This window comes from Modestobacter lapidis (assembly GCF_054780755.1).
Map to the genome: position 1 here is coordinate 20,194 of NZ_BAAGVS010000033.1, position 20,301 is coordinate 40,494.

The 20,301-nt window shown below is 72.8% G+C and carries 14 protein-coding genes; 9 read left to right on the forward strand and 5 right to left on the reverse strand.

What is annotated here, in order from left to right:
* Window positions 1–124 precede the first annotated feature (124 nt).
* Window positions 125–1,120 (forward strand): AraC family transcriptional regulator, encoded by a 996-nt coding sequence (locus ACYVG5_RS20535; RefSeq protein WP_460683497.1) that lies wholly within the window; start codon window positions 125–127, stop codon window positions 1,118–1,120.
* 61 nt (window positions 1,121–1,181) lie between these two features.
* On the opposite strand, the gene ilvA is transcribed toward ACYVG5_RS20535, so the two are convergent.
* From ilvA to ACYVG5_RS20550, 3 genes are read right to left on the reverse strand one after another with little or no spacing between them, the layout of a single operon-like run.
* On the reverse strand, window positions 1,182–2,441 hold the full coding sequence (gene ilvA / locus ACYVG5_RS20540; protein ID WP_222050516.1) for a threonine ammonia-lyase IlvA: 1,260 nt from the start codon (window positions 2,439–2,441) through the stop codon (window positions 1,182–1,184).
* A gap of 45 nt (window positions 2,442–2,486) precedes the next feature.
* On the reverse strand, window positions 2,487–3,446 hold the full coding sequence (locus tag ACYVG5_RS20545) for an SDR family NAD(P)-dependent oxidoreductase (RefSeq protein ID WP_222050517.1): 960 nt from the start codon (window positions 3,444–3,446) through the stop codon (window positions 2,487–2,489).
* A gap of 9 nt (window positions 3,447–3,455) precedes the next feature.
* Window positions 3,456–4,229 (reverse strand): FadR/GntR family transcriptional regulator, encoded by a 774-nt coding sequence (locus ACYVG5_RS20550; protein ID WP_222050518.1) that lies wholly within the window; start codon window positions 4,227–4,229, stop codon window positions 3,456–3,458.
* Between the two features lie 249 nt (window positions 4,230–4,478).
* Between ACYVG5_RS20550 and ACYVG5_RS20555 the strand changes: the two genes are divergently transcribed.
* The 6 genes from ACYVG5_RS20555 (at window position 4,479) to nhaA (ending at window position 13,928) form a co-directional block, all read left to right on the forward strand.
* Window positions 4,479–4,670, forward strand: a complete 192-nt coding sequence (locus tag ACYVG5_RS20555; RefSeq protein ID WP_460683500.1) for a hypothetical protein — start codon at window positions 4,479–4,481, stop codon at window positions 4,668–4,670.
* The gene (locus ACYVG5_RS20560) at window positions 4,667–5,881 is read left to right on the forward strand and encodes an acyl-CoA dehydrogenase family protein (RefSeq protein WP_222050519.1); all 1,215 of its coding nucleotides are present in this window, start codon (window positions 4,667–4,669) and stop codon (window positions 5,879–5,881) included. The genes ACYVG5_RS20555 and ACYVG5_RS20560 overlap by 4 nt, the downstream gene beginning before the upstream one ends.
* A gap of 44 nt (window positions 5,882–5,925) precedes the next feature.
* Window positions 5,926–6,786, forward strand: a complete 861-nt coding sequence (locus tag ACYVG5_RS20565) for a fumarylacetoacetate hydrolase family protein (protein ID WP_222050520.1) — start codon at window positions 5,926–5,928, stop codon at window positions 6,784–6,786.
* 47 nt (window positions 6,787–6,833) lie between these two features.
* Window positions 6,834–7,757: a VOC family protein gene (locus ACYVG5_RS20570; protein WP_222050521.1), complete on the forward strand. Its 924-nt coding sequence runs from the start codon at window positions 6,834–6,836 to the stop codon at window positions 7,755–7,757.
* A 119-nt stretch (window positions 7,758–7,876) separates the two neighbouring features.
* Window positions 7,877–11,251 (forward strand): pyruvate carboxylase, encoded by a 3,375-nt coding sequence (locus ACYVG5_RS20575; RefSeq protein ID WP_222050522.1) that lies wholly within the window; start codon window positions 7,877–7,879, stop codon window positions 11,249–11,251.
* Between the two features lie 28 nt (window positions 11,252–11,279).
* Window positions 11,280–13,928 (forward strand): Na+/H+ antiporter NhaA, encoded by a 2,649-nt coding sequence (gene nhaA / locus ACYVG5_RS20580; RefSeq protein ID WP_222050523.1) that lies wholly within the window; start codon window positions 11,280–11,282, stop codon window positions 13,926–13,928.
* 6 nt (window positions 13,929–13,934) lie between these two features.
* Here the strand turns inward: nhaA and ACYVG5_RS20585 are convergent, their stop codons facing one another.
* Both ACYVG5_RS20585 and ACYVG5_RS20590 read right to left on the reverse strand, forming a co-directional pair.
* Window positions 13,935–14,336, reverse strand: coding sequence for a type II toxin-antitoxin system VapC family toxin (locus ACYVG5_RS20585; protein WP_222050524.1), 402 nt, complete (start codon window positions 14,334–14,336; stop codon window positions 13,935–13,937).
* Window positions 14,333–14,590: a type II toxin-antitoxin system VapB family antitoxin gene (locus tag ACYVG5_RS20590; RefSeq protein ID WP_222050525.1), complete on the reverse strand. Its 258-nt coding sequence runs from the start codon at window positions 14,588–14,590 to the stop codon at window positions 14,333–14,335. Before ACYVG5_RS20590 ends, ACYVG5_RS20585 begins: the two co-directional genes overlap by 4 nt.
* 290 nt (window positions 14,591–14,880) lie before the next feature.
* Between ACYVG5_RS20590 and ACYVG5_RS20595 the strand changes: the two genes are divergently transcribed.
* The gene (locus ACYVG5_RS20595) at window positions 14,881–16,149 is read left to right on the forward strand and encodes a hypothetical protein (RefSeq protein ID WP_460683498.1); all 1,269 of its coding nucleotides are present in this window, start codon (window positions 14,881–14,883) and stop codon (window positions 16,147–16,149) included.
* A gap of 69 nt (window positions 16,150–16,218) precedes the next feature.
* Complete coding sequence (locus tag ACYVG5_RS20600) at window positions 16,219–20,235, forward strand: RHS repeat-associated core domain-containing protein (protein WP_460683499.1); 4,017 nt, start codon at window positions 16,219–16,221, stop codon at window positions 20,233–20,235.
* Window positions 20,236–20,301: the final 66 nt, after the last annotated feature.

Consider the following 20,301-nt stretch of genomic DNA (forward strand, 5'->3'; position numbering starts at 1 on the left):
CACCGTCGTCCGCTGGGCGAACCGCTTGCCGGCGGTCTGCGTTCAGCGGATGGTGGGGAGCACTACGGGGATGGACGTGGAGGGGCCGACGTCGTGCACTGCTCCGGTGGGTGATCCAGGACACGTGTCGACGCGCACATCGCGGCTGGTCCGGACCTCGGACCTGGCCGAGGCGCAGGCGCTGATCACCGACGTCTACATCCCGCACGACCTGCGCTCCCGGGACGGTCGGCCGCTGGACTTCACGCTGAACTTCCTGCAGTCGCACAAGCTCACCGTCGGCCACCTCAACTACGGCGCCGATGCGGAGCTCCTGGTCCCGGCGATGCTGGACTGCTACCACCTCAACCTGACCCTGAGCGGGGCCACCCAGGTCGCCCAGGCGGGTCGGCAGGCGGCTACCTCGGCCGGCCGCCGCGGGGTGCTCTTCGACCCCCGGTCACCGTTCACCGTCCGCTGGTCGCCCGAGGCGGTCCAGTACGCGATCAAGCTGCCGCGGCAGCAGCTCGAGGAGCACCTGGCCGGCCTGCTCGGCCGTCCCGTCGCCGGTCCGATCTCCTTCAGCCTCGCGGTCGACCTCACCCGACCGGCCGGTCGCAACCTGCTGTCCGCGGTCCACTTCCTGCGGGGCGAGCTGGCGCGCCCGGGGGGCCTCGCGACGTCGCCGCTGGCCCGCGACCAGCTCGAGGCGTTCGTCATGACCCAGGTGCTGCTCGCCGTGCCGCACGACCACTCCGAGCAGTTGACCAACCCCACGGCGCCGGCGCAGCGGACCCGGGTGGGGCGGGTGGTCGAGCTCATCGACGCCCATCCCGACCAGCCGCTGACCCTCACCGACATGACCCGGGTGGCCGGGGTGGGGGCGCGGGCGCTGCAGGCGGGGTTCCGGGAGACCGTGGGGATGGCCCCCCTGGCCTACCTGCGCAAGGTCCGGCTGGACCGGGTGCGGGCGGAGCTGGCGGGGACAGCGGGCGAACGGTCGGTCACGGACGTCGCGCTGCGCTGGGGGTTCTCCCACCTCGGCCGGTTCGCGGGGCAGTACCGGAGCCAGTTCGGCGAGTCGCCGTCGGAGACGGTGCGCACCGCGCTGCGCACATCGCGTCCGCTCGTCGCCCGCTGAAGAAGGACCCCCTTGCCCCCCGCCACGAGCAAGCTCGCGACGGGGCCCTGCAAGGGGGCCGTTAGACGAGGAAGCGGTAGGCCGTCGTCCCCGGGGCGAGGTGCTGGATCTTCAGCGGGCCGGCCTCGATCCGGGCCATCAGCGGCGCCAGACCGTCGACGCTGCCCAACTCGATGCCGGTGAGCGCCGCGCCGGTCTCCCGGTTGTCGCGCTTGACGTACTCGAACAGCACGATGTCGTCGTCCGGGCCGAGTACGTCGTCGAGGAACCGACGCAGCGCGCCGGGCTCCTGCGGGAACTCGACCAGGAAGTAGTGCTTGAGCCCCCGGTGCACCAGCGAGCGCTCGACGACCTCGGCGTACCGGCTGACGTCGTTGTTGCCGCCGGAGAGCAGGCAGACCACCGTCTGCCCGGGCTCGACCACGACGGAGCCGCCGGTCAGCGCCGCACTGGCCAGCGCGCCGGCCGGCTCGGCGATGACGCCGTCGACCTGGTACAGCTCGAGCATCTCGGTGCAGACCTGCCCCTCGGGCACGGTGACCAGCTCGGCGCCCGAGTCCCGGATGAGCGGGAACGTCACGTCGCCGGCCCGGCGGACCGCGGCGCCGTCGACGAAGGTGTCGATCTCGGCCAGCTCCACCGGGTGCCCGGCGGCCAGGGCCGCGGCCATGTTCGCCGCACCGGCCGGTTCCACGCCGACCAGCCGGGTGCCCGGCGCGTACTCCCGCAGCCAGGTCGCGCAGCCGGCCAGCAGTCCGCCACCGCCGACCGGTAGGACGACGACGTCCGGGATGCCACCCAGCTGGTCCAGCAGCTCCACGGCCACGGTGGCCTGCCCGGCGACGGTGGACAGCGCGTCGAAGGCCGGCACCAGCGTCGCGCCGGTCGCCGCCGCGTGGGCGGCCGCCGCGGCCGCCGCGTCGTCGTAGGTGTCGCCGTGGACGACGAGCTCGACCATGTCCCCGCCGAGCGCCTCGATCCGCTGCCGCTTCTGCCGGGGCGTCGTCCCGGGCACGAACACCTGCCCGCGGACGCCGAGCACGCGGCAGGCGTACGCCACGCCCTGCCCGTGGTTGCCGGCGCTGGCGGTCACCGCCCCGGCGGCCCGGCCGGTGGTGTCCAGCCGGCTGATCGTGTTGTAGGCGCCGCGCACCTTGTACGAGCGGCCGACCTGGAGGTCCTCCCGCTTGAACCAGACGGCGGCGCCGGTCAGCTCCGACAGGCGGGCGTTGCGCTGCAGCGGTGTCCGCTCGGCCACCCCGGTCAGCCGGCGGGCGGCCTGCTCGACCTCGGCGGAGAAGGCGGTGCGCACGTCGGTCACGGCACCATCCTCGCCGACCGCCGGGTCAGGCACCGCCTCGGGGAGTCAGATGCCCCAGTACTTCCCGCGGGTGGCCTCCTTCTCCGGGACCGGGGCGAACACGTTGCCGGTGGTCGCCGGCATGGGGTCCCGCGACATCCCGAAGACCTTCAGCAGCGGGCCGACGAGGGCATCGAACACCGGCGGGAACAGCCGGAACCCGGCGATGATCACCGGGTTCGTGAACCCGGACTGCTTCAGCCGGCGCGGGTTCGCCACCCGGTCGACGATCGCGCGGGCCACCCGCTCGGGGGTGTAGACCGGCGGCGGCGGGTGGCCGGTGTTGCCCAGCACGGTGGCCGCCTGGTCGTAGATCGGGGTGGTGGTGCCCCCCGGGGCAACGGCGGAGACCTGCACGTGCGGCAGCTCCCGCAGCTCCTGCTGCAGCGTCCGGATCATGCCCAGCTGGCCCCACTTGGCGGCCACGTAGGCGCCCATCGTCGGCGCGGTGATCGAGGCGAGCAGTGAGCTGACCACGATCATCGAGCCGCGCTCCTGGCGCCGAAACACCGGGATGACCGCCTTGACCAGGTTGTTCGTGCCGTGCAGTGCGGTGTCGACGACCCGCTCGAACACGTCGGGGTCGAGCTCCTCGAGCCGGCCGTAGGCCATCACGGTCGCCGCGTGGACGACGACGTCCAGCCGGCCGAACGTGCCGGTCGCGGTGTCGACGGCGGCCTGCACACCGGCGCGGTCCAGCACGTCGACCGGGGCCACCTGGACGGCCCGGGCGCCGGCTGCCCGGCACTCGGCGGCGGCCGCCTCCAGCGTCGACTCGCTGCGGGCCACCAGCACCAGGGAGGCGCCGCGCTCCGCGAACAGCACCGCCGTCGCCCGGCCGATCCCGCTCGAGGCCCCGGTGACGAGGACGACCTCGCCGCTGCCGGGTGGGGACGAGGTGCTCGGGGTGGGGCCGGTGCCGGGGGCCGGGGTGGTCGGGGTGGTCGCCGTCTGCTCAGCCGTCACCCCGCTCTGCTACCCGCGCTGGTCGGAGCCACGCTCGTCCGCCGGCGTGGTGATCGTGGTGTTGTGCTCGTGGATGAGTTGCAGCGCCCGGGCGCGATCCTGCCCGGCGATCGCCTCGACCAGCGCCGCGTGCAGCTCGTAGCGGCTGCGGATGTACTCCGGTAGCGGGTGCTCGCCCACCGGCTGCACCGACAGCACGTGCGACTCGATGATGTCGAGCAGGCTCGCGTAGAAGGACTTCAGGATCGCGTTCGGGCTGGCGGCGGCGATGCGCGCGTGCAGCGCCCAGTTGGCGTGGACGAACGCCGTCCCGTCGAGCTCTTCGGCGGCGGCGTGCATCCGCCCGAGCTCGGTGCGCATCGCCGACACGTCGGCGGGCGAGGCGTGGCGGACGGCATCCTCCACCAGCAGGGGGTCGAGGGCGTCGCGCAGCCGCACCGCGTCGGCGACGGAGGCCGCATCGTCGTCGAGGGCGAGCACGGAGTTGCCCAGCCGGACCATCGGGGACTGCCGGTTGACGAACAGGCCGCCGCCGGGACCGGGGCGGACCGTCACGATCCCCCGGGACTGGACGAGCCGGAGCGCCTCGTTGAACGTGCCGACCGACACCCCGCACCGGCTGCGGAGCTCGTCCTTGGTGCCCAGCCGGTCGCCGGGTTCGGCGGCGGCGGCCCAGCCGGCCAGCCGTTCGGCGGCCTGCTCGGGCCTGGTCAGCGCAGCCGAGCGGTCGGTCAGGTGCGGCTCCCAGTCGGCGCGGCGCAGTGCCGGGGGATCCGCCACCATCAGCGCACCTCCCTCCCCGCGGGCGGTGCCCGGGAGGGCGGCCGCAGCGATGCCGAATCCAACATGCTGAATTGTGGCACAACCCTTGACAGGTGACCGAGGTCACCCGCAATCTTGGCGGCACGAATTCACCATGATGGATTGGGGCGCTGATGATCGAGCAGCGGTTCCGGGACGTGATGGCCGGGGGTGTGCGCGCCGGTCGCGGTCGTGACCACGGCGGACCAGGACGGTCCGCACGGGGCGACGGTGAGCTCGTTCGCGTCCCTGTCGCCGCGGCCGCCGCTGGTGTCGATCGCCCTGGACCGGGGGTCGGGCACCGGACGTCCGGCACCCGCTCGCGGTTCGCCGAACGCCCCCGCACGCCGATCGCCGACCACATCGCTGCCTGCGCCCGCTGAGCAACACGTCCACCCCGCCGCACCGAGGAGACCGAGATGACCACCGCCCAGGAGACGCCCACCAGCACCGGGGATGCCCCGAGCGCCGTCGAGCTCGTGACGCGGGTCAAGGAACTGACCCCGCTGCTGAAGGAGAACGCCGCCCAGGGCGAGCAGGACCGGCGCGTGGTGGAGGAGAGCATCCAGGCACTCACCGACGCGGGCCTGTTCAAGGTGGCCGTGCCCCGGCGTTACGGCGGCTACGAGACCTCGGTGCGCACCATGCTCGACGTGTCGGCGGCTGCCGGGGAGGCCGACGGCGGCACCGCGTGGGTGCTCACGCTGACCAACGTCTGTGCCTGGATGACCAGCCTCTTCCCCGAGCGGGCCCAGGACGACGTGTTCGGTGCGGACCCCGATGCCAAGGTCTCCGGCGTGCTCGCCCCGACGGCCGAGTCCCGGAAGGTGGACGGGGGCTGGCGGGTCAGCGGGAAGTGGTTCTACAACTCCGGCTCCTGGCACGCGACCTGGGCGGTGCTCGGCATCCCGATCACCGATGAGCAGGGCGCGGTCGTCAACCAGGGCCTCGCGCTGATCCCCCGCGCGGATATGGACCTCGAGGACACCTGGTTCGTGGCCGGGATGCGGTCCTCCGGCAGCAACTGCCTGGTCGCCGAGGACGTCTTCGTCCCCGAGCACCGGGTCATGCTGGTCCCGCCGGCCATCGGGGGGGAGTACCCGACCGAGCACGCCGGCACCGAGCCCTTCTACCGGTCGGCGTTCGTCCCGATCCTGGCGCTCGTCCTCGTCGGCCCCCAGCTGGGCATGGGCCGGGCCGCGCTGGAGTACGTGGTCGGCAAGGCGGCGAAGAAGCCCATCTCGTACACCTTCATGACCGCGCAGGCCGACTCCGTCGCCTTCCAGCTCCAGATCGCCGAGGCCGCCCGGCTCATCGACACCGCCCACCTGCACGCCTACCGTGCTGCGGCGGACATCGACGAGGCCGCCGCCCGTGGGGTCTACCCCGACTTCCCGACCCGGGCCCGCGTCCGGTCCGACACCGGCTACGTGGCCGAGACCATCACCCGCGCCATCGACATCCTGCTGTCCGCCCACGGCGCCGCGTCCTTCGCCGACTTCAGCCCCCTGCAGCGGATCTGGCGCGATTCGGCGACGGCCGCCCGGCACGCGGTGGTCTCCCCGGCGGTGAGCTACGAGGTGTACGGCAAGGCCCTGCTCGGTGTCGAGGAGCGCATCACCCCCCTCGTCTGACCGCCCGTCCCGTCGTCCCACCCCCGAACCGAGGAGCCCCACCCATGCGCATCGCCAACCTCTCCGGCCGCCTGGTCCTGATCACCCCCGACGGCGGTGCCGCCGTGGACGTCGAACGGGCCAGCGACGGCCGGTTCGGCGCCGATCCGCAGGCCGTCTACGAGCAGTGGGACGCCTTCGTGTCCTGGGCCCGCACCGCCGACTCCTCGGCGGGCGAGGCCTTCGCCGAGGAGGACCTGGGCGCTCCCGCGCCGGCCCCCCGCCAGCTGCTCGCGATCGGCCTGAACTACAGCGAGCACGCCGCCGAGTCCGGGTTCGGGGTGCCCGACGCCCCGACGGTCATGTTCACCAAGTGGGCCTCGTGTCTCACCGGGCCGGTGACCGAGGTCGTGCTGCCCACGGGCGGACACACCGACTGGGAGGTCGAGCTCGTGGCCGTGATCGGCCGGGCGGCGCGCAACGTCAGCGAGGAGGACGCGTGGGACCACGTCGCCGGCCTCACGGTCGGGCAGGACCTCTCGGAGCGGATCACCCAGACCGCCGGGCCCTCCCCGCAGTTCAGCCTGGGCAAGTCGCTGCCCGGCTTCGGTCCGATGGGGCCCTGGCTGGTCACGACGGACGAGTTCGACGACCGGGACGACCTCGAGCTCGGCTGTTCGATCAACGGCGAGCAGGTGCAGAAGGGCCGCACCCGCGACCTCATCTTCTCCGTGCCGGCGATGATCTCGAAGCTGTCCGAGAAGCTCCCCCTGCTGCCCGGGGACGTGCTGTTCACCGGCACCCCGGCCGGCGTCGGCCTGGGCCGGACCCCGCAGCGGTTCCTCGCCCCCGGCGACGAGCTGATCAGCCACATCACCGGCATCGGCGAGCTGCGGCAGCGCTTCGTCGCCGCTCCCGGCGCCTGACGTTCCGCCCCCGCACCGCTCACTCCTCGTCCCAGGAGGCCATCGACATGGCTCTGCACCGCCTCACCTCGGTCACGATCGGCGTTCCCAACGTCGAGGAGACGGCCGCCTACTACGCCGAGTTCGGCCTGAGCCCGCAGGGGGAGGGGTGGTTCAGCACCCGGGACGGCGGCCGCCAGTTGCGGATCGTGCACTCCCCGGCCCGCCGGCTGGTGGCGCTGCACGTGGGCGCCGATGACGCCGACGACATCGGCCGGGTGGCGGGCAACCTGGCGCGACTGGGGATCGAGGCGACCCGCGGACCGCGCAGCATCACCGCCGTGGAGCGGGTCACCGGCGTGCGGGCGACGGTCGAGGTCGCACCCCGCGTCGAGCAGGCGGCGGTGCCGGCCACGGCCTACAACGGGCCGGGTCGGCTGGAGCGGACCGGGGCGCGGGCGCCTGGTGTGCTGCGCACAGCACGGGTCCAGCCGCGCAAGCTGGGGCACACGGTCATGGGGACGACCGACGTCGCGGTCACCCAGGCGTTCTTCACCGAGGGCCTGGGTTTCAAGGTCAGTGACGTCATCAAGGGCGAGGGTGCGTTCCTGCGTTGCTCGACCGATCACCACAACGTGCTGGTGCTGCGGGCGCCGGTGACGTTCCTGCACCACACCTCCTGGCAGGTCGACGACGTCGACGAGGTCGGGCGGGGTGCGGCGGCGATGCTGGAGGGGGACCCGGAGCGGCACGTGTGGGGGCTGGGGCGGCACCACGCCGGGTCGAACTTCTTCTGGTACCTGAAGGACCCGGCGGGCAACTTCAGTGAGTACTACTCCGACATGGACTGCGTCGTGGACGACCAGCTGTGGAAGCCGGAAACCCTCGAGGGCGCCAAGGGGTTGTTCAACTGGGGGCCGCCTCCGCCGGCGTCCTTCCTGCATCCCGAGGACCTCGCCGCGCTGATGACCGGCGCCCACAGCATGGGCTGATCGGCCCGGGCGGCCGGGGCGGACCGAGAAGCAGGGCGATCGGCACGGCGGCGGGCCCCTCACCGCCGCTACGGTTCCGCTGGAGAGTGGACCACCCCCCGCACGAGAGGACGCCGCCCGTGTTCGAGAAGGTCCTGGTCGCCAACCGCGGAGAGATCGCCGTCCGCGCCTTCCGCGCCGCCTACGAGCTGGGCGCCGGCACCGTGGCGGTGTTCCCGCACGAGGACCGCAACTCGGTGCACCGGCTCAAGGCCGACGAGAGCTACGAGATCGGCGAGCCCGGCCACCCGGTGCGCAACTACCTCGACGTGGGCGAGATCGTCCGGGCCGCCCAGCGTGCCGGGGCCGACGCCGTCTACCCGGGCTACGGGTTCCTGTCGGAGAACCCCGAGCTCGCCGAGGCCTGCCACCGGGCCGGGATCACCTTCGTCGGGCCGTCGGCCGAGGTGCTGAAGCTGACCGGCAACAAGGCGCGGGCCATCGCCGCGGCCCGGGACGCCGGGCTGCCGGTACTGGCTTCCTCCGAGCCCACCGACGACGTCGACGCGCTGCTCGCGGCTGCGGAGTCGATGGAGTACCCGGTGTTCGTCAAGGCCGTCGCCGGTGGTGGCGGCCGGGGGATGCGCAAGGTCGACGAGCCCGACCAGCTGCGCGGGTCGATCGAGGCGGCGATGCGGGAGGCGGAGTCGGCGTTCGGGGACGCGACGGTGTTCCTCGAGCAGGCCGTGGTCGACCCGCGGCACATCGAGGTCCAGATCCTGGCCGACGGCGCCGGCAACGTCATCCACCTCTACGAGCGGGACTGCTCGGTGCAGCGCCGGCACCAGAAGGTGGTCGAGCTGGCGCCCGCCCCGAATCTGGATCCGCAGCTGCGGGAGGAGATCTGCGCCGACGCGGTCGCGTTCGCCCGGGCGATCGGCTACAGCTGCGCGGGCACGGTGGAGTTCCTGGTCGACGCGGCCGGCCGGCACGTGTTCATCGAGATGAACCCGCGGATCCAGGTCGAGCACACGGTCACCGAGGAGGTCACCGACGTCGACCTGGTGAGCAGCCAGCTGCGGATCGCGGCGGGGGAGACCCTCGCCGACCTGGGCCTGACCCAGGACGCCATCGTGCTGCGCGGCGCGGCCCTGCAGTGCCGGATCACCACCGAGGACCCGGCCAACGGCTTCCGCCCCGACACCGGCCGGATCACCGCCTACCGCTCGCCCGGGGGTGCCGGGGTCCGGCTGGACGGCGCGACGGCGCTCGGCGCGGAGGTCGCCGCGCACTTCGACTCGCTGCTGGTGAAGCTCACCTGCCGGGGCCGCGACTTCGGCATCGCGGTGGCCCGGGCCCGCCGGGCGGTCGCCGAGTTCCGCATCCGCGGCGTCTCCACCAACATCCCGTTCCTGCAGGCGCTGCTGGACGACCCCGACTTCGCCGCCGGCCGGGTGACGACGTCGTTCATCGAGGAGCGGCCCCAGCTGCTCACCTCGCGCAGCTCCGCCGACCGCGGCACCCGGCTGCTCACCTACCTGGCCGACGTCACGGTCAACCACCCGCACGGGGACCGGCCGCACCTGGTGAACCCGGTGGAGAAGCTGCCGCGGGTCGACCTGGCGCTGGCGCCGATGGACGGCTCGCGGGACCGGCTGCGCGAGCTCGGCCCGGAGCGGTTCGCCGCGGACCTGCGCGCGCAGAAGGCCCTCGCCGTCACCGACACCACCTTCCGCGACGCGCACCAGTCGTTGCTGGCCACCCGGGTGCGCAGCAAGGACCTGCTCGCCGTCGCCGGGCACGTCGCCCGGTCCACCCCGCAGCTGCTGTCGATCGAGGCCTGGGGCGGGGCGACCTACGACGTCGCGCTGCGGTTCCTGGCCGAGGACCCCTGGGAGCGGCTGGCCGCGCTGCGCGAGCAGGTGCCCAACATCTGCCTGCAGATGCTGCTGCGCGGCCGCAACACCGTGGGGTACACGCCCTACCCCGAGCAGGTGACGACGGCGTTCGTGGCCGAGGCGGCGCGCACCGGCATCGACGTCTTCCGGGTGTTCGACGCACTCAACGACGTCAGCCAGATGCGCCCGGCGATCGACGCGGTGCGGGAGACCGGGACGGCGATCGCCGAGGTGGCGCTCTGCTACACCGCCGACCTGTCCGACCCGGCCGAGAAGTTGTACGACCTGGACTACTACCTGCGGCTGGCCGAGCAGATCGTCGAGGCCGGCGCGCACGTGCTGGCGATCAAGGACATGGCCGGGCTGCTCCGCCCACCGGCGGCGGCCACCCTGGTCACGGCGCTGCGCGAGCGGTTCGACCTGCCGGTGCACCTGCACACCCACGACACCCCCGGCGGGCAGCTGGCCACGCTGATGGCGGCCTGGCAGGCCGGCGTCGACGCCGTCGACGGTGCGTCGGCCGCACTGGCCGGGACGACGTCGCAGCCGGCGCTCTCGTCGATCGTGGCCGCCACCGATCACACCGAGCGAGCGACCGGGCTGGACCTGCGGGCGGTGAACGACCTGGAGCCGTACTGGGAGGCCGTCCGCCGGGTGTACGCGCCCTTCGAGTCGGGGCTGCCCGCCCCGACCGGGCGGGTCTACACCCACGAGATCCCCGGCGGTCAGCTGTCCAACCTGCGGCAGCAGGCCATCGCCCTGGGGTTGGGGCAGCGGTTCGAGGAGGTGGAGGCGATGTACGCCGCCGCCGACCGGCTGCTGGGGCGGCTGGTGAAGGTCACCCCCAGCTCGAAGGTGGTCGGCGACCTGGCCCTGCAGCTGGTGGGGGCCGGGGTGGCGGTGGACGACTTCGCGGCCGATCCGGGGCGGTTCGACCTGCCCGACTCGGTGGTGGGGTTCCTGCGCGGCGAGCTCGGTGACCCGCCCGGCGGCTGGCCCCAGCCGTTCCGCAGCAGAGCACTGGAAGGCCGCCGCCCGGCCGAGCCGCCGGCCGACCTGGCCGCCGACGACGTCCGCGGGCTCACCGAGGAGCCCCGCGCGACGCTCAACCGGTTGCTGTTCCCCGGGCCGACGAAGGAGTTCCTGACCCACCGGGAGTCCTACGGCGACACGTCGGTGCTGCCCAGCAAGGAGTTCCTGTACGGGCTGCGGCAGGGCGTGGAGCACTCGGTGGATCTCGAGCCCGGCGTGCGCCTGCTCATCGGCATCGAGGCCGTCTCCGACGCCGACGAGCGCGGCATGCGCACGGTGATGTGCTCGCTCAACGGCCAGCTCCGGCCCGTGATGGTCCGGGACCGGTCCGTCACGGCCGATGTGAAGGCCGCCGAGAAGGCCGACCGCGGCGACCCCGACCAGGTCGCCGCACCGTTCGCCGGGGTGGTCAGCCTGACGGTGAGCGAGGGCGACACCGTCGAGGCCGGCCAGCAGATCGCCACCATCGAGGCGATGAAGATGGAGGCCGGCATCACCGCGCCGCGAGCGGGCACCATCGCCCGGGTGGCGATCAGCAACGTGCAGCAGGTCGAGGGCGGTGACCTGCTGGTCGTGCTGGGCTGAGCCGGCGGGGACGCGGGAGGCAGGGCACGTGAGCGCGCCACCGCGGAGCACCGGCAGGTCGGGGTCGGGCCCGTTCGTCGCGCAGCTCTCCGCTCCACTCCGCCGCTTCCTGCGCACCGAGGCGGGCAGCGCCGGGCTGCTGGTGCTGGCCACCGTCATCGCGCTGGCCTGGGCCAACTCGCCGTGGGGTGGCACCTACGACCAGCTGTGGCACACCGAGTTCTCGCTGCAGCTGGGCTCCACCGGGATCACCGAGGACCTGCGCCACTGGGTCAACGACGGCCTGATGGTGTTCTTCTTCTTCCTCATCGGGATGGAGGTCCGCCGCGAGCTGTCGATGGGTGAGCTGACCCAGCGCAGCCGGTTGTCGGTGCCGGTGCTCGCCGCGGTCGCCGGGCTCGTCGTCCCGGCGCTGGTCTACCTGGGCTTCAACGCCGGCGGGCCGGGCGCGCACGGCTGGGGCATCCCGATGGCCACCGACACCGCGTTCGTGCTCGGCGCGCTGGCCCTGGTCGGGCCGCGCTGCCCCACCCAGCTGCGGGTCTTCCTGCTCTCGCTGTCGGTGGTCGACGACATCGGCGCGCTCAGCGCCATCGCGGTCTTCTACTCCGACGACATCGATCTGGTCGCGCTGTCCATCGCCGCGTTGTGCGTGCTGGCCTTCGCGCTGCTGTCGCGGCTGCAGGTGTGGCGCGGGCCGGCCTATTTCGCCGTCGGGGTGGTCATGTGGGTGGCCATGCACGCCTCCGGCGTGCACGCCACGATCGGCGGCGTCGTGCTCGGCCTGCTGGTCAGCGCCTATCCGCCGCGCCGGGCCGAGGTGGAGTCCGCGGGCATGCTCGCCCGGGCCTTCCGGCAGGCGCCGGACCCGGAGCTGGCCCGCCGGGCCAAGCTGTCGGTCGAGCGGGCGATCTCGCCCAACGAGCGGATCGGCGCGCTGCTCGTGCCATGGAGCGGGTACGTCGTCGTCCCGGTGTTCGCGCTGGCCAACGCCGGCGTCCGGTTCGACGGTGACCTGCTCGGCCGCGCGCTCAGCTCGCCGATCACCATCGGCGTCTTCGTGGGGCTCGTCGTCGGCAAGCTGCTCGGTATCGGGCTGGCCGCCACGCTCGCGGTCAGGTTCGGGGTCGGTGCACTGCCGCCCGGCGTCGGCCTGCCGGCCGTGTGGGGTGGCGCGGCGCTCAGCGGCCTGGGGTTCACCGTCTCGCTGTTCGTCACCGATCTGGCCTTCGACGACCCGGTGCTCCGCGAGGAGGCGATGGTCGGCGTGCTGGCCGCCGCGGTGGTCGCTGCTGCGCTGGGCACGGCCTGGTTCTGGGTGCTCGGGCGGCGGACGCCGGAGACGGGCGCGAGCCGGCCCACCCGGCTGGACCCGCCGGTCGACCCCGACGTCGACCACGTCCGCGGTCCGGTGGACGCGCCGCTGGAGCTGGTCGAGTACGGCGGGCTGCAGTGCCCGTTCTGCGGCCGGGCCACCGGGGTCGTGGAGGAGCTGCGGCGGCGGTTCGGCGACGACCTGCGCTACGTGTTCCGCCACCTGCCGCTGCCCGACGTCCACCCGCACGGCGAGCTGGCCGCGGAGGCCGTCGAGGCGGCCGGCGCGCAGGGTGCGTTCTGGGCGATGCACGATCGGTTGTTCGCCCACCAGGACCAGCTCGCCGCCGAGGACCTCCTCGACCACGCCGCCGCCCTCGGCCTGGAGCTCGGTCGGTTCGCCGCCGACCTGGGGGAGGGCCGGTTCGCCCAGCGGGTGCGCGACGACGTCGCGAGCGCGGAGGCCAGCGGGGTGCGCGGCACCCCGACGTTCTTCGTCAACGGCGAGCGGCACTCCGGCCGCACCGCCGCCGACGAGCTGGCGGCGGCGCTGCTGGCGTCGGACCCGCGCGGCCCGCACCACCGGCCGCTGCCGGACCCGCCGCCGGCCGCGCAGCGCGCGGCCCGGACGCAGTCGCCGCTGGTCGTCCTGCCCGCGGTCGTCGGCTCCGAGGAGACCCCGGACGACGGCGCCTCACCACGGCTGAGCGACGAGCACATCGCCGCGATCCGGCGGGTGGGCCGGCGGGTGCGCACCGAGCGGGGCCAGGTGCTGCTGCGCTCGGGGGCGGCGGAGTACGACTTCTTCGTCATGCTGGAGGGCACCGTCGCCGTCATCGAGGGCCCGCTGAACGGCGGGAGCGACGGCCCACCCCGGGTGGTGGCGGTGCACGGACCCGGCCGGTTCCTCGGCGGGCTGAACATGCTCGCCGGGCAGCGGCCGGTGCGGTCGCTGGTGGCCGCCGAGCCGGGGGCCGTGCTGCTGGTGACCCTCGACCGGCTGCGCGGGCTGCTGGCCCGCAACCGGGAGCTGAACGGGGTGATCACCCGGTCGTTCCTGGTGCGGCGGGCGATGCTGATCGGCCAGTCCAGCGGCCTGCGGGTGGTCGGCGACCGCCGGTGGCCGGCCAGCGAGGAGCTGCGCACGCTGCTGGCCGACGCCGGCATCGCCCACCAGTGGCTGGACCCGGCCGACGACCCGGCCGCCCGGCGGCTGATCGACGAGGTGCTCACCGACCTGCCGGACGCCGCCGCGCACCGGCCCGTGGTGCTGGCCCCGGACGGCCGGGTGCTGGTCGAGCCGACCGCCGGGGAGCTGCTGGCGCTCGCCGGCGCGCCGCGCCGGGACCTGACGACGTCCTGAGAGCTCTCAGTCCGGTGGCAGTGCGGGGCGGAGATCGGTCAGGTTGAAGTCATCGCCCGTGAACAGCAGCGGTTCGCCGGTCGTCTGAGCCAGTGCGTAGGCGAAGCAGTCTCCGTAGTTGAGCCGTGCCGGATGACCCGACCCGCGTCCGAAGTCGCGGTAGGCCCGCCGGGCGACCATGGCCTGTTGCTCGGTGACCGGTGCGATGTCGATCTCCAGCGCCTGCAGCAACTCATCGAGTCGTCGGCCCAGCACCGGATCGGGCGAGCTGTCGGCGACGATGCCGACCTCCAGGTAGGTGCCGGCGGACAGGAGGCTTCGCGAGGAGCGGGCCAGTGCTTCCGTGAACCTGTCGGCGTCAGGCTCCTGGCGCAGGATGGCGACCAGAGCCGAGCTGTCGACGATCACCCCGGGAGCCCGTTCTCGTCGTACAGCATCTCGGTCGGATCGCCGTGCTGTAGATGCTCCGGCCAGCGAGGGGCGGCGTCCGCGCCGATCCGGCGTGCGGAGGCGAGCCGCCGCTCGTAGACGTCGACCTCGGTCATCTGGCGCAACCGTTCACGTAGGGCCGTTGTCACCGCATCGGTGACCGACCCTCCGGTGAGTGCGGCCAGTTCGCGGGCGAGTCGCTCGGTCTCCCGGTTCTTGATGCTCAACGCCATGGCAGAAAGGTACCTGCCCGAGTCGCCCAGGCACCTCTTCTTCTTCTGTCGCACTGCCGTCGTTGCCGGCTCGACGGGAAGGCCTCAGCCGCGCGTTCGGGCTCGACCGAATGACGCTCCGTGAGGGTCGAACGACGGCGTCATCCCATTACGTGCAGTGACTTTCCCGCTACTGCATGTCACTGCCAGTGTCCTCGGCGATCGCCTTGGCCAGGGCGCTCATGCACGTCCTTCTTGTTGCTTCGAGCGTTCCTGGTGAGGTCTGCATGTCTGTGTCCCGTGCTCGTGGTGTGTCCTCCTCCCGTTCCCGGGCTGCCTGGCTGGTGCCCGCGGTGGTGCCCGCGGTGGTGCCCGCGGTGGTGGCGGCGGTGCTCGCGGGCAGTGTCGCGGCGCCGGCTCCGGCGGCGGCGGCTCCTGTCGCGCCGCCGGCCCCGGCGGGTGAGTCGTCACCGCGCGGGGCGGTGCCGGATCTGAGCTCGCCGGTGCCCAGCGCCGATGCCGATGCGCAGGCAGCCGCCCGGGCCGATGCCCCGGCGGTCGAACCTGCGGTGGACACCGCGTTGCCGCCGGCGGTGGACGACCCGGTGAGCCGGGCGCTGGCGGAGGCGGCGCGGACCGGGGAGCCGGTGACGGTGGGTGAGGAGACCACCGAGACGTCGCTGACCACGGCCCAGCCGGACGGGACCGTGACGGTGGAGTCCTCGGCCGGGCCGGTGCGGATGCAGCGGGACGGTGCGTGGGTCGATGTGGACACCACGCTGGAGGTGACCGCGGAGGGGGTGTCTCCGGTGGCGGTGCCGGGGGACACGCTGTTCTCCGCCGGCGGGGACGATCTGCTGGCCTCGCTGGGGGACGGGAAGGGCACCTCGATCACGATGTCCTGGGCCGGGGTGCTGCCCGAGCCGGTGCTGCAGGGGGACACCGCGACCTACCGCGACGTGCTTCCCGACGTGGATCTGGTGCTGACCGCGACCCGGCTGGGCTTCTCCCAGCTGCTGGTGGTCAACAGCGACCCCTCGGCGGAGACGCGGGCGGCGCTGGCGCAGATCGACATCCCGGTCAGCACGAGCGGCGCCACCGTGGCCGAGGGCGCGGGCGGGGAGCTGCAGGTCCGGCAGGACGGCAGCGGGGAGCTGATCGGCACCGCGGCCGCGCCGCTGATGTGGGACGCGCGGACCGATCCGCGCACCGACGAACCGGTCGCGGTGCGGGAGGTGGGCATGGATGTCACCGAAACCGTCGGCCGCGGCGCCGACGCCGGCACCACGCTGACGCTCACTCCGGCCGCCGACGTCTTCGAGGATCCGGCGACGGTGTATCCGGTGATGATCGACCCCACCGTGGCGTTGGGCGCGCTGGGTGACACGTTCGTGCAGAACAACATCGGCATCGATCCGCAGGGCGGCTCCACCGAGCTGCGGGTGGGCACCCCCGGTGGCGGGCAGGTCGACCGGTCGCTGCTGCGGTTCGACGTGGCCGGGATCAAGAACCGGGTGGTGCAGTCGGCCACCTCAACATCTGGGAGACCTGGGCCTGGTCCTGCTCCCCGCGGACGGTGAACATCCACGACGCGGCGGACTTCGACCCCGCCACCGTGGTGTGGGGCAACCCAGCCGTGGTCGGGCGGGGTGCTGGCCAGCGCGAACGTCGCCCGCGGCTACAGCTCCTCCTGCCCGGCCGGGAACGTCGCGTTCGACCTGACCGGCCACGTCGCCGGCTACGCCAAAGCCAAGGGCAGCGTGATGCCGCTGGCCATCCTGGCCAACGAGGGCGACCCGACCTACTGGAAGAAGTTCAACTCCGGCAACAACCCCCACGCCGTGCCCGCCATCACGGTGACCTACGACGGCAACTGCGACCTCTACAACTTCCACACCGTCTGCGGCGTCGTCCGAGACAAGTACTACGCCGCCGGCGGACCCAACGGGCCCCTCGGCGTGCCGACCACCAACACCACCGCCATCGCCGGCGGGGAGTTCAACCACTTCGCGGGCGGCTCGATCTACTACTCACCCGGCACCGGGGCGCACATCATCTCCGGCCCGATCCGGGACAAGTGGGCGTCGCTGGGCTGGGAAGGCTCCTGGCTGGGCTACCCGACCACCGACACCACGCCCATCGCCGGCGGCTCCTACAGCCACTTCGCGGGCGGCTCGATCTACTACTCACCCGGCACCGGAGCACACACCATCACCGGCCCGATCCGGGACAAGTGGGCGGCCATGGGCTGGGAGAACTCGTTCGTCGGCTACCCGACCACCGACGGAACCGCGATCACCGGCGGGTCGTTCAACCACTTCACCGGCGGCTCCATCTACTCCTCACCCGCCACCGGGGCGCACTGGCTGCGCGGCGCCATCTACGACCAGTGGGGCGAGCGGGGCTGGGAGAACTCCTACCTCGGGTTCCCCACCAGCGACGAGTACCCGGTCGCGGCCGGCGCCCGCAACGACTTCACCGGCGGCCAGATCACCCTGGATGCCGCCACCGGTCAGACGCTGTGGACCGCCGGCCCCTCGGCGTTCGCCGGCACCCCAGGCTGGGCCACCACCCTGGACTACCAGCTCGCCGACACCCTCGCCGCCACGGTGAACGTGGGCACCGGCAACCTGAACCTTTCGGTGGCCGGGCTCACCGTGCCCGGCATCGGCGGTGACCGCGGCATCGGCGTGGTCTACAACAGCCTGCACACCGCTCCCGGCTCGGTCGACCCGACCGGTCTGCTCGGGGCGGGGTTCCGGTTGACCGAGTCCCCCGACGCCCGCCTCATCCCCTACGCCGAGGGGTCGGTGCGCTACGTCGATGCCACCGGCCGCGCCGCGGTGTACGAGTGGAACGGCGGCCCGGCGGTCTACGCCTCCCCGATCGGGGACGGCGGCACCCGGCTGGAGCGCGACGCGGCCACCAACAACTGGGTGCTCACCACCCTGGCCAGCCACCGCAAGCAGACCTTCCGCGCCTCCGACGGGCTGATGATCGCCGACACCGACCGCAACGGCGTGGCCTACACCTTCAGCTACGACTCCGCGGGCAAGCCGACCACGATCACCGGCACCCGCGGCGGCGCCCCGGTGACCTTCACCTTCGGCGGCACCGGCGTCCCCGCCGGCCAGCTCGGGAAACTGTCCCAGACCATCGACGGGGCCACCCGCACCGTGGTGTTCGGCTACGACACCACCGGCCGGCTCACCTCGATCGTCGACGCCTCGGGGGAGACCACCACCTTCGGGTGGACCGGCACCGACCTCACCTCGATCACCCCGCCGGCCGGCAAGTCCACCGCGGTCTCCTACGACACCGGCCACCGGGTCACCCAGGTCGTCCGCGATCCTGGCGCCGGCGGCTACAACGCCACCACCAAGCTCGGCTACGGCTCCGCCGGCGGCGCGCTCGAGGTGAAGGTCACCGACCCCAACAACCACGTCACCACCTACCGCGGGGACGCCTTCGGCAAGATCATCGAAGCCAAGGACCCGCTCGGGCACGTGCGGGCCACCACCTACTCCCCGAACAACGACGTGCTCACCGCGGTCGACGCGATGCCCGCGGCCAACACCACCACCTACAGCTACAACGGCGCCGACGGCGGGTTCACCCCCACCGGCGTGACCACGCCCACCGGGGCCTCGGCCACCGCTGGCTATCCGGACAGCGGCACCGGGCCGCAGCGCTACCTGCCCGACTCGGGCACCGACCCGCAGGGCAACGCCACGACCCTGTCCTACGACGCCGCCGGCAACCCCACCCAGCAGGTCTCCGGCGGAGTCACCACCTCCACCACCTACAACCCGCCCGCCGGTCAGCCGACCGTGTGCGCCGGCGGCGGGAAGGGCGGCCAGCCCTGCAGCACCACCGACGGCAAGGGCCAGACCACCACCTACACCTACGACGCCACCGGCAACCTGCGGACCGTGACCCCGCCCGCCGCTGGGGTGATCGAGGAGACCACGTTCAGCTACGACGGTGCCGGGCGGCCGAGGACCGTCACCGACGGCGAGGGCCAGGTCACCACCTACCTCTACGACGCAGGTGACCGGGTCACCCAGGTGCGCTACGACGGCGCCACCAGCTGCGCCGACCCCGCCGACTGCCAGGTCTACGACCACGACGGGAACGGCAACCTCGTGAGCCGGGTCGATGCCGCCGGCACCACCAGCTACAGCTACGACGCGCTCAACCGGCTCACCTCCCAGACCACCCCGGCGACCTCCGGCGGCGGTGCCCAGACGTCCACGCTGAGCTACGACCTGGCCGGGAACCTGCTCACCTTCACCGACGGCCTGGGCGCCACCCGCTACGGCTACGACGCCGCCAACAACCTGATCAACCTGGCCGAGCCCGGCGGCTCCTGCACCGGCACCGTCACCCGGTGCACCACCTACACCTACGACCCCAACGGCGCCCGCGAGAAGATCACCTACCCCGGCGGCACCGTGGTCGACCTGCGCAACATCGACGGCTCCGGCCGCCCCGCCGACTACTGGGCCCAGGCCGGCAACGGCGCCGTGGTGATGGACTTCAACTACACCTACGCCCAGGGCGGCACCGACCGGGCGCTGGTGCAGACCCGCACCGACCGCCTCGTCCCCGGCGGCGCGGTGCAGACCTACAGCTACGACGGCCTCAACCGGCTCACCCGCGCCCTGGAGACCGTCGGCGGCACCCCGACCGCGCCGATCACCGCGTCGTGGTCCTACTGCTACGACGCCAACGGCAACCGCACCTACGACTCCACCTCCACCGCCCCCACCGTGGCCTGCCCCGGGCAGACCGGGGGACCGGCGGCGACCTACACCTACGACGCCACCGACGCCCTGATCGCCCGCGCCGGCACACCGGCCGGGGCGTTCAGCTACGACGGGAACGGCGCCGAACTCTCCGCCGTCGGGACCACCACCCGCACCGGCGGCATTTGGAGCCCCCGTGGGCAGCTCACCTCGCTGACCTCCGACGGGACCACGACGCCGTTCACCTACGCCGGCGAGGGCAACAAGGAACGCCTCACCGCCGGTGGCAGCGGCTACCAGAACACCCCGCTGGGGGTCACCACCCAGACCGGCGCCGGGGCTTCCACCGTCATCCGCGAACCCAACGGAACCCCGGTCGCCCTCCGCGTCGGCGGCGCCAGCTACTACTACATCGCCGACCGTCAGGGCAGCATCATCAGCCTCGTCGACGCTGCCGGCGTCGAGAAGAATCACTACTCCTACGACCCCTACGGCGTCTCCCGCGCCAAGACCGAGACCGTTCCCAACCCCTGGCAGTACATCGGCGGACAATACGACCCGACCACCCACCTCTACCACCTCCAAGCCCGCTACTACGACCCCACCATCGGCCGATTCACCCAACCCGACCCCAGCGGCCAAGAAGCGAACGTCTACGCCTACGCAGCGGAAGATCCCATCAACGGAAGTGACCCGTCTGGGCTCGACACGACGACTCTGGAGTTCTCCGCATGCTTGTATGCGTGTATCACGTTCGGCTTGAGCGAGGACGGCCAAGGAAATAACGGCGTCACCGTCGGGCTGGGCGCCGGCGGAGGGGGCGGCGTTTCCGTCGGCCAGTCGGAGGGTAGCTTAGACGAAGGTTTCGGCGCTCAGGCTGGATGTAATGAGGTTTTCTCACCAGGTTCGGCGGCCTGAAGGACGTCGTCGCTGGTCGTCGCGGGTGTTCCGGATGTAGGCGCGGGCTCTCGGGGTCACGATCGT